14 protein-coding genes are annotated in these 15692 nt (G+C 35.2%); 10 read left to right on the top strand and 4 right to left on the bottom strand.

The genetic code is table 11. The annotated features are described in order from the left end of the window. From ACIPKN_RS02740 to ACIPKN_RS02780, 9 genes are all read left to right on the top strand, one after another. A complete protein-coding gene (locus ACIPKN_RS02740; protein WP_400933131.1) occupies positions 1-1557 on the top strand; it encodes a solute symporter family protein in 1557 nt (518 codons plus the stop codon). Positions 1558-1590: 33 nt separating this feature from the next. Further along, on the top strand, positions 1591-2349 hold the full coding sequence (locus tag ACIPKN_RS02745; protein WP_400933133.1) for a fumarylacetoacetate hydrolase family protein: 759 nt from the start codon (positions 1591-1593) through the stop codon (positions 2347-2349). A gap of 34 nt (positions 2350-2383) precedes the next feature. Continuing rightward, complete coding sequence (locus ACIPKN_RS02750; RefSeq protein ID WP_142510387.1) at positions 2384-3172, top strand: fumarylacetoacetate hydrolase family protein; 789 nt, start codon at positions 2384-2386, stop codon at positions 3170-3172. 13 nt (positions 3173-3185) lie between these two features. Further along, positions 3186-3572 (top strand): 5-carboxymethyl-2-hydroxymuconate Delta-isomerase, encoded by a 387-nt coding sequence (locus ACIPKN_RS02755; RefSeq protein WP_400933136.1) that lies wholly within the window; start codon positions 3186-3188, stop codon positions 3570-3572. Between the two features lie 174 nt (positions 3573-3746). Next, complete coding sequence (locus ACIPKN_RS02760) at positions 3747-5240, top strand: aldehyde dehydrogenase family protein (RefSeq protein ID WP_400933138.1); 1494 nt, start codon at positions 3747-3749, stop codon at positions 5238-5240. A gap of 736 nt (positions 5241-5976) precedes the next feature. Next, on the top strand, positions 5977-6792 hold the full coding sequence (locus ACIPKN_RS02765) for a helix-turn-helix domain-containing protein (protein ID WP_400933187.1): 816 nt from the start codon (positions 5977-5979) through the stop codon (positions 6790-6792). 457 nt (positions 6793-7249) lie between these two features. Next, the gene (locus ACIPKN_RS02770) at positions 7250-7387 is read left to right on the top strand and encodes a hypothetical protein (protein WP_400933140.1); all 138 of its coding nucleotides are present in this window, start codon (positions 7250-7252) and stop codon (positions 7385-7387) included. Positions 7388-7472: 85 nt separating this feature from the next. After that, on the top strand, positions 7473-8870 hold the full coding sequence (locus ACIPKN_RS02775) for an APC family permease (RefSeq protein WP_400933142.1): 1398 nt from the start codon (positions 7473-7475) through the stop codon (positions 8868-8870). Between the two features lie 186 nt (positions 8871-9056). Next, complete coding sequence (locus tag ACIPKN_RS02780) at positions 9057-10436, top strand: aminotransferase family protein (protein WP_400933144.1); 1380 nt, start codon at positions 9057-9059, stop codon at positions 10434-10436. Between the two features lie 446 nt (positions 10437-10882). Here the strand turns inward: ACIPKN_RS02780 and ACIPKN_RS02785 are convergent, their stop codons facing one another. Both ACIPKN_RS02785 and ACIPKN_RS02790 read right to left on the bottom strand, forming a co-directional pair. Next, a complete protein-coding gene (locus tag ACIPKN_RS02785) occupies positions 10883-11041 on the bottom strand; it encodes a YjcZ family sporulation protein (RefSeq protein ID WP_400933146.1) in 159 nt (52 codons plus the stop codon). Between the two features lie 406 nt (positions 11042-11447). Further along, positions 11448-12074, bottom strand: a complete 627-nt coding sequence (locus tag ACIPKN_RS02790; protein WP_400933149.1) for an exosporium glycoprotein BclB-related protein — start codon at positions 12072-12074, stop codon at positions 11448-11450. A 523-nt stretch (positions 12075-12597) separates the two neighbouring features. Between ACIPKN_RS02790 and ACIPKN_RS02795 the strand changes: the two genes are divergently transcribed. Further along, the gene (locus ACIPKN_RS02795; RefSeq protein ID WP_400933151.1) at positions 12598-13329 is read left to right on the top strand and encodes an alpha/beta hydrolase; all 732 of its coding nucleotides are present in this window, start codon (positions 12598-12600) and stop codon (positions 13327-13329) included. A 183-nt stretch (positions 13330-13512) separates the two neighbouring features. Here ACIPKN_RS02795 and ACIPKN_RS02800 read toward each other — a convergent pair whose 3' ends face one another. Together ACIPKN_RS02800 and ACIPKN_RS02805 are read right to left on the bottom strand one after the other, a co-directional pair. Next, complete coding sequence (locus tag ACIPKN_RS02800) at positions 13513-14037, bottom strand: SpoIIIAH-like family protein (protein WP_400933153.1); 525 nt, start codon at positions 14035-14037, stop codon at positions 13513-13515. Positions 14038-14348: 311 nt separating this feature from the next. Next, positions 14349-15383, bottom strand: a complete 1035-nt coding sequence (locus ACIPKN_RS02805) for a YdcF family protein (protein WP_400933156.1) — start codon at positions 15381-15383, stop codon at positions 14349-14351. Positions 15384-15692 lie beyond the last annotated feature (309 nt).

Raw genomic sequence — 15692 nt, forward strand, 5'->3', positions numbered from 1 at the left:
ATGGGATGGGATATTATTCTTCTTTTTGTACTCATGTCAATAGGGGTACTTTTCATTACGTACTATGCTTCCAAAAAAACAAAAACGGCAGGTTCTTTTTATACAGCTGGAGGTGGTCTGACTGCTAGGCAAAATGGACTTGCTTTAGCTGGAGACTTTATGTCTGCATCTACCTTTTTAGGGTTAATTGGAGCCTTTTCTTTAACGGGATATGACGGATTTTTCCTCATGTATGGTGCCCTAGTTTCGTTTCTTGTCATTTTATTTTTAGTTGCAGAGCCATTAAGAAATCTTGGGAAATATACGTTAGGTGATATGATTACTGCTCGATTTAGATTTAAACAAGTACGAGGTGTAACTGCCTTCAATACAATAATCATTTCAGTTTTTTATATGCTTGCACAGCTCGTTGCTGCGGGAGCTTTATTCAAATTATTATTAGGTATTCCGTATAATATTTCAGTCCTTATTGTTGGTGTTGCTATGTTAGCTTTTGTTTTATTTGGAGGAATGACCGCAACAAGCTGGGTTCAAATTATTAAAGCAGTTCTTTTAGTAGGTGGAACCTTTATTTTGTTTGTCATGGTTATGTGGAAATTTAATTTTAATTTTATTGGCATTTTTACTGATATGAAAACCGCCACTCCTTTTGGAATTGATTTCTTAAATCCAGGTTTAAAATATAAAAACGGTTGGGATGCAGCTTCTTTAACACTTGGGCTCATTCTTGGGACAGCGGGTCTACCCCATGTATTAGTTCGCTTTTTAACTGTACCTAATGCTCAGGTTGCCAGAAAGTCAGTTGTTTGGCTTATGTGGATTATGGGCATGTTCCATATTATGGTCATTTTCCTTGGGTTTGGCGCAGCGAAGCTAGTTGGAACTTCAAGTATTATAGAGGCTAACCCAGCAGGGAATATGGCAGCGCCATTATTAGCAAAGTATATTGGCGGAGATTTTATGTTTGCTTTCATTTCTGCGGTTTCTTTTGCTACTATTCTCGCAGTGGTTGCTGGAATTGTAGTTACGGGAGCAACAGCATTTTCCCATGACTTTTATAACGAAATTTTAAAAGACGGGAAAGCAACCGAAAAACAGCAAATGTTTATGGTACGTCTTGCATCGATCGTCATCACTGCTATCGCCATTGCCTTATCACTATTTTTGCAAAATTTTAATGTTGCCTTTGTAGCATCAATCGCTCTTACATTAGCAGCGAGTTCGAATTTACCAGTTATTTTATTAACTATTTTTTGGAGAAAGTTCAACAAAACTGGAGCAATCTTTGGGATGCTTATAGGATTAATTAGCACGATTGGTCTGGTAATGTTAAGTCCAAATGTTTGGAACCCAGAACCAGGTGTAGCCCTATTTACTGGTCTTCCTATTTTCCCTCTAGCATCACCAGGAATTCTTTCTATACCATTAGGTTTCTTAGGCTGCTATATTGGTACACTTATAGGGGCCCGTAAGTCAAAAAATGCAGAGGATAATTTTCCAGAAATTATCGTTAAGGCAAATATAGGTAATGATGTTAAAGGTGTAGCTAATCATTAAGAATTTACGAATTTAAGAGAGGAGTGAATCGTTATGAGTAAGGCAATTATTAAATTTAGTGAAACCCTTCATACAAAAGAAGTGGAAGTAGATCCTCAAAGCAATACAATTATTCTCGGTGATAGAAATATACCAGTGGAGCAGTCCTCTTTGGAGGCGCCAATTTCGGGTACAGTATATGGGGCTTTATTAAATTATAGTGGCGAGCTTAAGGCATTAGGTTCATCGTTAACTAAAGAACCTTATAACCAGCCTCCCAAAGCGCCTGTCTTATATATAAAACCGGTGAACACCATTACTGGATTTAAATCTTCAATTCCATTACCCAAGGATACATCACATCTGCAAATAGGTGCCTCATTAGGCATTGTCATTGGGAAAAAGACTACTCGTGTAACAGAAGAAAAAGCTTTAGATCATGTATTAGGATACACCATTGTAAATGATGTGAGTATTCCGCATGAGAATTTTTATCGACCAGCTGTTAAACAAAAAGCGAGAGATAACTTTTGCCCTGTAGGTCCATGGATTATTGAACGCGATGCAATCTCTGACCCTAATAAGTTGACGATTACTGTATTCGTTAACGATGAATTAAAACAAAAAAATACAACGGCCAATTTAATTCGTCCTGTATCGCAATTAATTTCTGAAATTTCGGAATTTATGACGCTATATGAGGGAGATGTTTTACTGGTTGGGGTACCTGAAAATCCCCCGCTTGTGAAAGAGGGAGACCTGGTACGAATTGAAATCGATGGAATCGGTTATTTAGAAAATACAGTTAAATGAGAATCTAATTGTTTGGTAAAGGAGCGCGATTATTATGAAACATGCACGTGTAGTATTTCAGGATGTTATTCATCACGCAATTGAAACAAATGATGGTCATCTGAAACTAGATAATGGACAAATTGTTTCTGAAGAGGAAGTTGTCTGGCTACCACCTGTCCAACCTAGAACCATTTTTGCTTTAGGACTAAATTATGCAGATCATGCAAAGGAACTTGCTTTTCAAGCACCAACAGAACCTTTAGTTTTTCTAAAAGGTCCTAATACTTTTATTGGTCATCGAGGTCAGACTTACCGACCGGCTGAGGCTACCAATATGCATTATGAATGTGAACTTGCAGTTGTCATTGGTCGTTCCGGGACAAACATTAAACAAGAAGATGCTTATGATTATGTAGCAGGATATACCGTTGCAAATGACTATGCCATCCGTGATTATTTAGAAAACTATTATCGTCCGAACTTAAAAGTAAAGAATAGAGATACTTGTACACCAATCGGTCCATGGCTAGTCGATGCAAAAGATATTGAAGATCCTATGAAGCTAACATTGCGTACTTATGTAAATGGAAAAGTTACGCAGGAAGGCACAACGAAAGATATGATTTTTAGTATTCCGCAATTGATTGCGTATTTAAGTAGTTTTATGACATTAAATAAAAACGACATTATCCTTACTGGTACGCCTGAGGGCTTAGTTGATACAAAGGAAGGAGATGAAGTCATTACTGAAATTGAAGGAGTAGGACGATTAGTAAATACCATTATTAGTGAAAAACATTTCTTAAGAACTGAAAGTGATAACGCCATTTTTAGTCAGTGAAAGGGATGAAAACATGCCGCATTTTATTGTTGAGTATACCGATAACATAAAGAAAGAAGCAGACATTCCAAATTTGCTTAAAAAAGTGAATGATGTTTTGATTAGCCGTAGTAATCTTTTTCCGACTGGAGGGATTCGATCAAGAGCAATTGAACTTCAAGATTACCGAGTAGCAGATGGAGCAGAAGATGATGCATTTGTTCATGCTATATTAAAAATTGGGGCGGGAAGATTGGCTGAACATAAGAAAGAAACTTGTGACGAACTTTTCGAAGTAATAAAGGATCACTTTGCTGATCTATTTACTAGTCGATATCTGGCATTATCTATGGAATTGATTGAATTCAGTGAGGAAGGAACTTACAAGTATAACAATATTCATAAGCGTTTTAAAAAGTAAGAAGGCTGTTAGCCCTATCTGTAATTCGTTCCCATTCTTTTGTTTTTTTCTATTAGCAATGTTCATCCTGATAAGGGTAGTTCCGCTTTTTACAATAAAAAACAATTAACACCACCTACAATTTAGGTTACATCGCGTTAAGTATAGATTTTCATTTCTGGAAGGGGACTTTAAATGACAAAGAACCAGGCTTTAGATGTGAACTGCATTGAATGGGCAAGTAAACTAAACAAAAGTTATATTGGAGGTCAATGGGTAGAGGGGGGGAGTAAAAGAACGTATTCAATAAAGGATCCATATGATCAGTCAACTATTACATCTGTAGAATTAGCGAATGTAGAGCAAATAAAAGAAGCTTATCACAAAGCAAAAGCAGCACAAAAGAAATGGGCTAAATTTACTTCAGAACAAAGAAGAGAGGTTTTAACGAAAGCATTAGACTATTTAGAGAAAAATAAAGAATATATTTTGGAATTAATTACACGAGAAACAGGGGGAACACTACTTAAAGCTCATATTGAGTTTGGCTTTGGGGTTAGTGACATTAAAGATTCTATTAAGATGGTTGATGAAATATACACACCCAAAAATTATGCATCTACTACACCTGGAAAGGTTAGCCGTGTATATCGATTACCTTTAGGTGTTATTACGTCCATCACACCTTTTAATTTTCCATTTAACATGGCAACAAGAACAATTTTCCCTGCCATTGCTCTCGGGAACAGTGTTGTTCATAAGCCAGATCTCCAAGTTGGAATAGTTGGTGGGCAAGTTTTTGCAAAGGCTTTCGAAGAAGCCGGACTTCCTGCTGGAGTGTTTAATTCAATTTTAACCGATCTTCAAGAATCAGGAGAGGAATTCCTGTTAAATACGAATTCTTCGTTTATCAGTTTTACAGGATCAACTGCAGTAGGAAAACATATTAATAAGGTAACAGGCGGAACATTAAAACAAATGGCATTAGAACTAGGAGGCAATAATCCTTTAGTAGTTTTAGGAGATGCCGACGTAGAACAAGCAGTGAGAGTCGCCATCTTCGGGAAATTTTTGCATAGTGGCCAAATCTGTGCGATTACAAACCGAATTATTGTTAATCGAAATATTTATGATGAATTTGTTGCTAGATACGTAGAAAAAGTAAAGGGATTAACAGTAGGAGACCCCAAGGACCCTAACACAATTATTGGACCTGTTATAAATGAAAAACAAGCTGGTAAAATTATGGATTTAGTTAATAAAGCAAAGGAAAGTGGATTAAAAGTTGCCGTAGAAGGTGATCGTACAGGGAATGTTATTTCTCCATTTGTATTTGTTGATGTACCTAATGATTCATGTCTTGCATCTTGTGAAATCTTCGGTCCTGTTGCACAAATTATTCCAGCTGAAAATGATGAAGAGGCCATTCGTTTTGCTAATGACACGGAATATGGATTATCCTCTGCCATTATAACTAGTGACATAGAAAGAGGGGAAAGATTAGCCCTTGAGATCGAATCTGGTACAACACATATAAATGATATGCCTGCAGTGTTAGAAGGAAATGTACCATTTGGTGGAGTGAAACAAAGTGGAATTGGGCGTTTTGGATATGAATGGATTGTAGATGAGTTTACTGTTGCGAAATGGGTATCTGTACAGACGAGTAAATTAGATTATCCGTTTTAGGATGGCAGCGAACTTCAAATTACTTACAGCTCGAATTAAAGATTTGAAGATATTTCTCAATAAATTATAGAACCGGTAATAAACCTGTTGTTATAAAAGCCTGTAACCTTGAGTTGATAAGGAATACAGGCTTTTAAATTAGTGATCGATAATGTTTATGAATGGGAAAGCGCTCTTAATGGCTGTTTTAAAATTTTCCTGCTATTTGTTTTTGGATATTCATCTACTTTTTCAAAGAATTAAAGAATTTTATATGGAGTCAAATGTAATTTACAATATCTATTGGATTTTTTATCGAATAAAAGGCCTTTAATTGGAACAGGAACTCCAAAACATTTGCTTCAAATACAGTGGGGTATGAAGAACGAACTTCTTCAATTATTGAGTCTACCTCTAGATTTACAATAAAGAAATAACCATCATCAAATAAAAAATTAGAAACAATGAGGGGGGATGATTAATTATCGAAATTTTCTAAAAGTCCTGTTGATTATTTTCCTTTTTTTATTACACTAATTTTTACGAACGTTCGTAAAGAGGTTTTTTCTTCAAGTTATGAATTAGGTAATCCAAGAAGAAATTTCTTTTCTGAAAGAAATCTTTCAACAACATCAGCAACTTTCATTCAAAGTAAACCGTTGATTTAGCTGTTATTCGATTAACCGAGGAAATTATCACATATTAAGCATCGATTTGTAAGCGTTTACTAATTTGTGTTAAAGGTGGTATAAAGTTGATGAATCCTTTAAATTCGAAAATAATTAGTTACTTGCCGTCTCAGCCTGACTTTGAATTTCAGACAGATTTCTATACTGAACAAAAAGTTAGAATTAAACCAAATCAACCATCTATTCTGTTTTACCAATTTAAAATAGGAGGGGTAAGTAATCAAATTTCTGTTATCCCGGATGGGTGTATCGATATTCTCATTAATTGTGATCAGCATTACGGTAATATTTGTGGAAGCGTTACTAAAAGTAGAGTGATTAACCTTCTCCCAAACAGTACATACTTTGGTATTCGTTTTCTGCCATGCCTAGATATTAAGAAACTAAAATTCGGTATAAAAGACCTTACAGATAAAGAAATTTCCTTAAATGAAATGTTTCCTGTAAATACGAATATTTTAGAACGGGTAGTAACCGGCGAAAGTTTTATGGAGAGAGTCAATATATTCAATGAAATATTGGGAAGTCAAATTTTTGAGATTGATAAATCATCAAAACTAATAAAACAAGCATTATATAATATATACGCGACAAGAGGTAATATTACTATAACTCAACTTGCAGAAGAAGTAGGATATTCAACTAGATATTTAAGAAAACAATTTGAAGACCATATTGGTATTTCCCCAAAATTATTTAGCCAAATAGTAAGATTTCAATCATCCCTAAATATGCTTTTGAGGACAACCCACTTTACGTTAAATGATGTTATTCATGAGAATGGTTATTATGACCAAGCCCATTTAATTCATGAGTTTCGAAACTTTGGATGCATGACACCTTATCAATTAACTGGGCAAAAAAGTTGCCTGAAAACTAGCTAAATAATGTTTGTAAAGCTAAAGCAATTACTTATGTAGTAATTGCTTTTTTTAGTGCACCCGGTATGCGCATAGTTGAAGAATTGGTGGATAAAAATTTGGAATGTTCCGATTTTTACAATATCAAATTATCTTAATCTGATAATCTGTAATTAATATAAAGAGTGCTTATTTTTCCTACTACAGTTCAAAGGAGAAATTGGCAATCAACCAAACAAAAGAGGGGAGTCAGATAAATGACGAAATACGAACTGTTTATTAGTGGTAATTGGGTTGAGGTTGTATTAGGCAGAACGTAAATGCCGTATTACCCGAGTCCTAACCAGAAGTTGTGGACCTTACTGAGCTCCTCGGAAGGCTTTAAGCCGAGATGAAGCGGATGCCCTGGAAAAAGCAAATGACACTTTTTATGGGTGCTAGCATCTGGGGTTTGGATCAATGATTTAAAGCGTGCCATCGAATGGCCCGTGTTATAAAAGTAGAAACAGTTTGGGTAAATATATACAGTTTTTTAAACAATGCAACATCTTTCGAAGGGATAAAACAAAATGGTTTCGGACGTGAATTAGGAGTGCCGGCTATGGGAATGTACAGTTAGACAAAGCAACCTAGGTTGATGTGAATAAAAAAGTTTTGAATTGGTATGGAGGGTAACGCTTTGTATAAATAACAAAATTATAATAATGCCAATGGGGGTAGGGATTATAGAAACACAAAAATCAATAGAGAACATTCAAATTTTATCAGATGGGCAAAGTCTAAAAAGAAGTTTAAAGATGCGAGATTTAGTTATTTTTGGTCTTGGCTTTATGGCACCAGTTGCAGCGATGTCAATGTTTGGAATTATCACATTGGTATCTCAGGGCCATTCTGTCCTCTCATATGTTCTTGGTTTTGTTGCAATGTTATTTACGGCGTACAGTTTCGGTAAAATGGTTGAAGCTTACCCAGTTGCGGGCTCAACCTATACCTACGCCCATCAAGCGTTACACCCTAAAATAGGATTTATAGCTGGATGGGGAATGCTCCTTGATTATTTGTTGATACCCATGCTAACTTTTTTGATCAGTGCAAGTTTTGCAAACGCCCTTGTACCAAGCATCCCGGTTTGGGGTTGGGTTCTTATCTTCGCTATCCCAATCACGATTGTAAATATAATTGGAATTGATATAGCAACTAAGTTGAATTCAGTTTTAGTGCTCTTCATGATTATCGCGGTGATTGCCTTCGTTTTCAGCGCAAGTCACTTTATTATAACGGGTGATTTATCGTTCATAAACTATAAGGCAATTTATGATGGTGATACATTTTCCATAGGAGCAGTTATTGGCGGGGCAGCTATAGTTATTGTCGCTTACTTAGGTTTTGATGCTATTACAACCTTGGCTGAAGAGACGAACGTAGAGGGAAATAAAATTGGTTTGGCCATTATGTTTACCTGTGTCATTCAAACGGTATTTTATGTTTCCGTCACTTATTTAGCAGTGATTCTTGTAGGAAACTATTTAGCTATTGATAATCCCGACACAGCCTTCTTCAACGTTTTAGAGACGATAGGGGGAGGGTTCCTCCAAACTTATATTACACTTACGATTATCGCATCTGGAATTGCAAGCGCTTTAGCTAGCCAATCAGCTTCAAGTCGTCTGCTTTTGGGGATGGGACGTGACAATGTCATCCCTCAAAAATTTTTTAGCTTTATCCATCCAAAGTATAAAACACCGATTAATAATATTTTATTAATGTCAATAATCGGAATTATTGGTGCAGTATCTTTGAATTTGCAAATTGTATCCGACTTAGTTGCATTTGGTGGATTATTAGGATTTGCTTTCGTGAATATTTGTGTAATTAATCATTACTATTTAAAAAATAAGCAAAAAAATATCGTTAAATATTTGATTATTCCGTTAATTGGGATGTCGGTTTGTCTTTATATCTTGTGGGGGCTTTCAACAGCTGGAAAAATGGTCGGATTTATCTGGATGGGAATTGGTGTTTGTTATTTAGCGATACGATCTATGTATTCAAAAGAATCCAAGAAACTCATAACAGATATAGAAGGGCAGAATATTAGTTAAATAAAATAACAATCTTTATACCCATTCAGAAAATATCGTGAGCAAGGAGAGAGACAAATAATTATTGGTGTACCAAAGGAAATAAAAAAATGTGGCTATTTATATATCCCTATTCTTGGAAAGGTTTGTTGATATCGCAACTTAGGAAAGCTTTATTATATTTGTCTATTAAAGGAGGAATAAAATATGCAATACGTTACAAAGCGAAAAAACCTAAGCAAATTGGAATTATCAGAACTTGATAAAAAACATTATTTGCATCCAACTACACCACCGAGAGCTCATTATTTATCAGGGCCTTCAACAATCTTTACAGAAGGTAAAGGAATTTATCTGAAAGACATAGAGGGGAAAGAGCGTATTGATGGGGTTTCTATGCTTTGGAATGTTAACCTTGGCTATGGGAATGAAGAGCTTGCTGAGGCAGCAAAACAGCAAATGTTAAAACTTTCTTACAGCTCTTCATTCAGCGGACAATCCAATGAGCCCGCTATCCTTTTAGCACAAAAAGTGGCCTCATTAGCACCTGGTGATTTGAATGTTTGCTTCTTCACATCGGGAGGCTCGGAATCTAATGATACAGCATTTAAATTGGCCCGTTTTTATTGGAAAGTAAAAGGCCAGCCAGAGAAAACTAAAATTATTTCTCTTGAACAATCATTCCATGGGGTTACAGTAGGTGCCACAAGTGCTACCGGAATCGAGGGATTCAACAAATTTACGACTTCCAATGCTCCGAACTTCCTTACAGCTGCAGCGCATGTTTTGAATGCAGAACTTGGTGACAAAAGTGATCCAAATTACTCGCGTTCTATTCGTGGGATAATTGAATTAGAAGGATCCGACACTATAGCCGCTGTCATTCTGGAGCCAATCCAAGGTGCAGGCGGGGTAAGGTTCCCTCCTGACGGATACCTTCAAGCTGTTCGCAAACTTTGTGACGAACACAACATTTTGCTTATTGCAGATGAGGTGATTTGTGGGTTTGGAAGAACCGGAAAGACCTTTGGTGTTGATAATTGGAACATTGTTCCGGACCTTCTGTGTGTTGCAAAAGGAATCTCAAGTGGCTACGCCCACCTGGGTGCCGTAATTATGAGAGAGCATGTAAGAGAAGCATTTATTCAATCAGATGAAATGATGTTCCATGGATTCACATATAGTGGACATCCGATGGCTTGCTCGGTTGGCTTGAAGACACTTGAGATATTAGAAAGAGATCAAATTGTTGAGAATAGTAGGCTTCGCGGTGAAGAGTTATTAAAAGGACTTAAGTATCTCGAAAGCAATCATAAACATATAACGAATGTAAGAGGTCTTGGTCTACTGGCCGGTATTGAGCTAATTAAAGATCCTGAAAACGGCATCCCATTTGACCCTTCGGTACATGCCGCAGCTCTGTATACTGATATATGCATGGACTTAGGGCTGCAATTACGTTACTTTGATTGGAAGGGAACAAATACGGTTGCTCTTGCTCCACCGCTAATTATTACAAGCCAACAGGTTGAAGAGATTATTAACAGAATGTCTGAGGCTCTTAAAAGGTTCGAAAAACAAATTTAATTCACCCTAGCAAAATCTATTAAGACTATTGATAGTAAAGTACTATATCTAACTTACTGAAGAGTTCAATGCTCATTTCATCAATGTTATTAATTAACAGATAATAGAAGTTGATCATTATTCAATTATAGGACGCTTTCCCTAAGTATAGGAAGTGTCCTTTTTCATGTATTTTAATAATTACATGATTCAGTAATTTATTATTACCCATGATCCGATCCTTGAATATCCGCGTATGAGAAAGACTCTCCTCGAACAGAATAGATTCTAGATTAATAGAATTCCACAGCCGAACGCCAGTAATGGTCATATAAACATCGACTATGTTAATGCATAGATCATAAAAAGTAACTGCACAAGATGAGGAAAGAAACGATTAAAGGGTCACTAGGCAGGAAGCGACCCTTTAAAGAGGTGAGAAAGACTGATAGTTTTGTACGGATATGCTAACAGTTTTCATTATTTATGAAAGTAGCGCCGATAATAATTAGAAGAATGAATAGAACAACAATCAGCGTAAATGATGAACCGTTGCCACGGCTATAGCCACCATAACAGCCACAGGAGTAAGTATTAAAATTACCTACGTTTCCATAGTATCCCATAAAAAATCCTCCTTTCTACAATATATAGTATGTAGGCTGTAGAGAAGGAGTGGGGTATTCATCCAGTCAACAATAGGCATTAAAAATTTATCAAGCCAGTAATGTTTTTGTGGGATAAGACAATAAAAAAGGTCACTTGGGATTGGAGTGACCCTTTATACAAAAGGAGGATAATTGCTTTACATTACTATTACTATGAAGTAAAAGTTATTTTGCATAGTGAATAGCCTGTGAAATATATTAAAAATAAACACTGTAATGAAATAAGATACTGTAGCTTAGCTTCTGCTGAAAGAAGTTAAATTTCTTGTTTATAGTATCTGAAATCGCAGCACCCAAGCTACTAATATAGGAATGGGGATAGCATGTTCATTTGTAAAACTTCCACTTCATCCAATTTGAAGCTTTAAACAATATTAATTCCTGCACTTGCAGTACCAAGAATAAGGTCAACTGTAGTATCTCCTGGTAACGATGAAATATAAAATACCATTAATAATTGGTCACCTGGAGCTACTGGTACTGGTGGAATATTAGCGGATGCAAATACTAAAAGACCTAAAGGTACAGGTTCTGTAATTGTTGGAGCTAAATCAACGCTAGCACTTGTACCTGTAAAACTATTACTTCCTATAGGGGCACGAAAAATTTGAGCACGGATTGTTACAGATCCTGATTCAACCTGTCCCCCTAATGCAGTATATGAAGCTGAAATAGCAGTAATATTTCCTTCACGTGGGACGGTGAAGGCTTCATTTAAAAGTCCAGTTAAATTAATTGTATTATTTGCAATAGGTACAAGGTCTATAGCAGTACCAAACCCTATAAGACTAGCAAGATTATTGCCGAGTATATTTTCAACTACAGTTTGTGTATTTCCGGAGGAAAAGGGAATTATTGAACCGCCGTTGTTTTCTTCGTTGTTCTCTATTTCCGAATTTATACAATTTAAATTTTTAGCCACAAATGGTCCAAAGTTATCACATTCTTTTCTCGTTGATAAACAATTACAATTATCTTTATTAATACACATAAATTTTTCTCCTTTCATCGCTATGATATGTCCGAGAAAGTAAGGGAGGAGGGCTATTAACTTGATAATAATATTCTTGTAATGCATCTCTTGCGGTAGGCGTTTATCGAACTAAATGAACAAGAAGATGCCTCTGTAGTTGTATTAATCGTTTATAGAAATAGTTAAAGCATCTACTTTTTCTACTATAGCTACTTTAATATTAAGAGCTATATTTGTTATTTGTAGGGGCATAAGAATGTTGAGCGATTCTGTGGAGAATAAAGCGCACAGTGAACGTCCAGTACGGTTTTAAACTGGCTGAATGAGCGAAATACACAGACATATAAAACCCCTTATAGGATTTTCATGAGCTAGTTCCAAACACTAAGAGCGTCTTAGCCATTTTCTAATTGCCATATTGAAATTAGTGTGATGGTCTTCCACAATCTAAAAATAAAAGACAGGTACTTTAGATAATTGGCTACTTGGGTAAAGTATCTTTATACTGAGAATTAGTATTTATGTAGAAAGGTTTGGTTTTATGATAAAGATACTTCCTGCTAAAGAAATTTACCTAAAAGGCAATAATCACGCTGTATTACTTTTACATTCGTTTACAAGCCATACTAGAGATATGAAAAAGGTTGCTATTGAAATTCATAAAAAAGGTTACACATGCTATGCACCACTTTACCGAGGACATGGGTGTGCTCCAGAACAGTTACTACAATATAATGTAAATGACTGGTGGCAAGATGTTGTGAATGCATATCAATTTTTAATTAGCGAGGGATGCCAAAAAATTTCTGTTATAGGTTTGTCTATTGGCGGGATATTTACATTGAAACTTGCAGAGATAGAAAAAATAGAGCGAGCAATTGTATTATCAGTACCGATCGATAGAGAGCCAGAACGACTAAAAAAAAGAATTATAAATTACGCATACAATTACAAAAAAGTAGAGGGGAAGTCTACATTTCAAATTTCTCAAGAAATTGATATGTTTAATCAAATGCCCTTAGATACATTAATTGTATTTCAACAATTCATTAAGTCTACCATTCAAAATCTTGATAAAATATCAGTTCCAATTGCAATTTTTTATGGTGAACAAGACGATGAATTGTACTCACATAGCGCTAATGTTATTTATAATAATGTCAATTCAAATGTAAAAAAGATAAAAGGTTATAAAGAATCCAAGCATTTAATGACATTAGGTAAAGATCAAGAAGAACTAGTAAAGGATATTTTGGAATTTTTTAATTGTTGAAGTGTAATCTCTATAAAAAGACCACTTCAAATGATGTCATATCCCAAGCTATATATAGAAAATACAGCTCGATGTTATTACTGAAGAGGGGCTGTAGCGTCTTTGAACGGTATTTCCACTAAAAAAGATCCCTTCGTGGCGCAGTTTTTCGTAAATAAAATGAAGACCCCCTTTTTCCATTTTTTAATAATTATTTGCACCGAATTTTACTTGCACATTGGCATCCTCGCATTCTTTTTTTACCAGATAAATAATTCCATTTGCTCGAGATTTTGATAATTTATTTGCCACCACAGTTACGGAAATGTTTTCTCCTTCTATTCGTACTAAAGCATCGGGAAAGCCTAATGATTTGATTTGCATCTCAAGTATTGCCTCTGTAGATTCTTCCTTATGGAGAGTATCGATTTCCATAGACGCAGTATTTTGTTCGTCAACAAAATACTCACCTGACGTTATTTTTTGCGTTAACTTTTGGCGAAGTTGATTTCTTTCGTTACTAACTTGTAGGCGAGTTTCTTCAAATAAAGGGCTAGAAGAAGATACTTCCTTCGAAACAGTCTGTATTGCAGCTTTTTGATCAGCTTCTTCTGTCAAGGTAATAGCCTCTTTTGATTGTTTTGGTGAATCCAACAAAGAAAACACTGAAATAACCGCTACTAGAGTTAATAATGCAAGAAACCAAGACGATTTTTTTTGTAAGTGCATTCACTGTCACTCCCTCAATAATCTAGTTAAACACCACTATGCAACTTTTCAATGTCTGTTTTATGAGAAATTTATTTATAAATATGCTGACAGTTAAATGAAAACAACTCATTTTGTCTATCCAATTTGTCGAAGCAGTTTAAATTATCGAAATGAAGCTTGGTCTTCGCATTAAAATAGGTGTTATGTACGAAAGTATTGTTACATGTCCTATTTATGGCTACAGGAGGAAAACATCTACTGTCAACGACAAATAAAAGGGTACTAGAAATTACAATTCAGTACCCTTTATTGATCATTTTTTTATTTAACTATAAGAATAATAAGCCAAATAAAGAAAGGAGTAGAGAAATTCCAAGAATTGTCCCAACAATTTTCATATGTCTTTTCCGCCCCATTACAATAATTGCAACATATTCACGAACCATTGCGTTGGGCCAATAATAAAATGCTGTTTTTGAGCCGATACCTTGGCTATTCAAGCCAGCTTGTCTAGCGTATAGACCAGAACGGAAAAGGTGGAAATTATTCGTTGTAAAGATGCTGTTGTATTTACCATCTGGTTTTAACGTATCCATAATCCGTTTCGAAAATAACATATTTTGATAGGTGTTTACAGAACGATTTTCTTGCACAGTATGCTCAAGAGGAATGCCTTTTTCAACAGCGTATTTTTGCATCGCTTCCGCTTCAGGCAGATTTTCATCGGGACCTTGTCCTCCAGAGAAAATAATTGTTGGTGGTGCGTTAACCGCTGATTGTTTCTGATAAAAATCAATAGCTTTATTAATTCTACTTGCAAGAAGTGGTGGTACTTTATCGTTAATTAAACCACTGCCTAGCACGATGATAAAATCTTGGTTATACTTTGGTTTATTAAACTGATAGAGAAAATATGCAGATAGAAAGTTGGATAAATGAATCAAGAAATAACAAGCAATAAGCGATATTCCTCCAAAAACAGGCTGAAATATATTAGATAACAAACTGGATGGACTAATAATAGGCATGACAATAAATAATAAAATAATAATAGCTACAATTAATGTTAAGGAATTTGCTAAGCGTCTTCCTTCTCTTTTCATTAAAATTCTTGCATTAAGAAATAGGCCGAACATTAAAGCTACAATTCCAAAAGGTATCATAAAGAAAAGTGCTATTAAAGGAATAATAACTAAAAGCTTTATAGTATTGTTTTCAGATGCTAAAGAAACAATCGTACAAAATAAAAGAAATGAACAGAAAAAAATATTAAATAAAAAGCCATTTACTATCTTTCTGGGATCTTTCAAGTAAGAATACAAAAAAATAAAAAATAGGATAAGCGGAATAATCCCAAAATACATAAAAAACCTACACCTCGCCTATATAGTATTGATCGTTTTATTTTTAAACTCCTATATATTAGCATAGATTTTTGAAATTACATTCTTTTTACGTAATCCTTACATAAATCTTAAAAAATATTGTTAATTGACAGATTAGAATAAATGTATATTTTTGTAAAAGTGGAATGATTATCATAAACTAGAATAGGGATGGTTCATCACCAAAAGTTGAGGATGACTTTTGTTAAAACGTCTACTATGTAAATAGTTGATTGGAGTGGAGACTGGGCGACTCCTCGGGGATCAGCGATAGAGGAACGAAGGCTA

The organism is Lysinibacillus sp. NPDC086135 (assembly GCF_044746345.1).
In the GTDB taxonomy this organism is placed as follows: Bacteria; Bacillota; Bacilli; order Bacillales_A; family Planococcaceae; genus Lysinibacillus.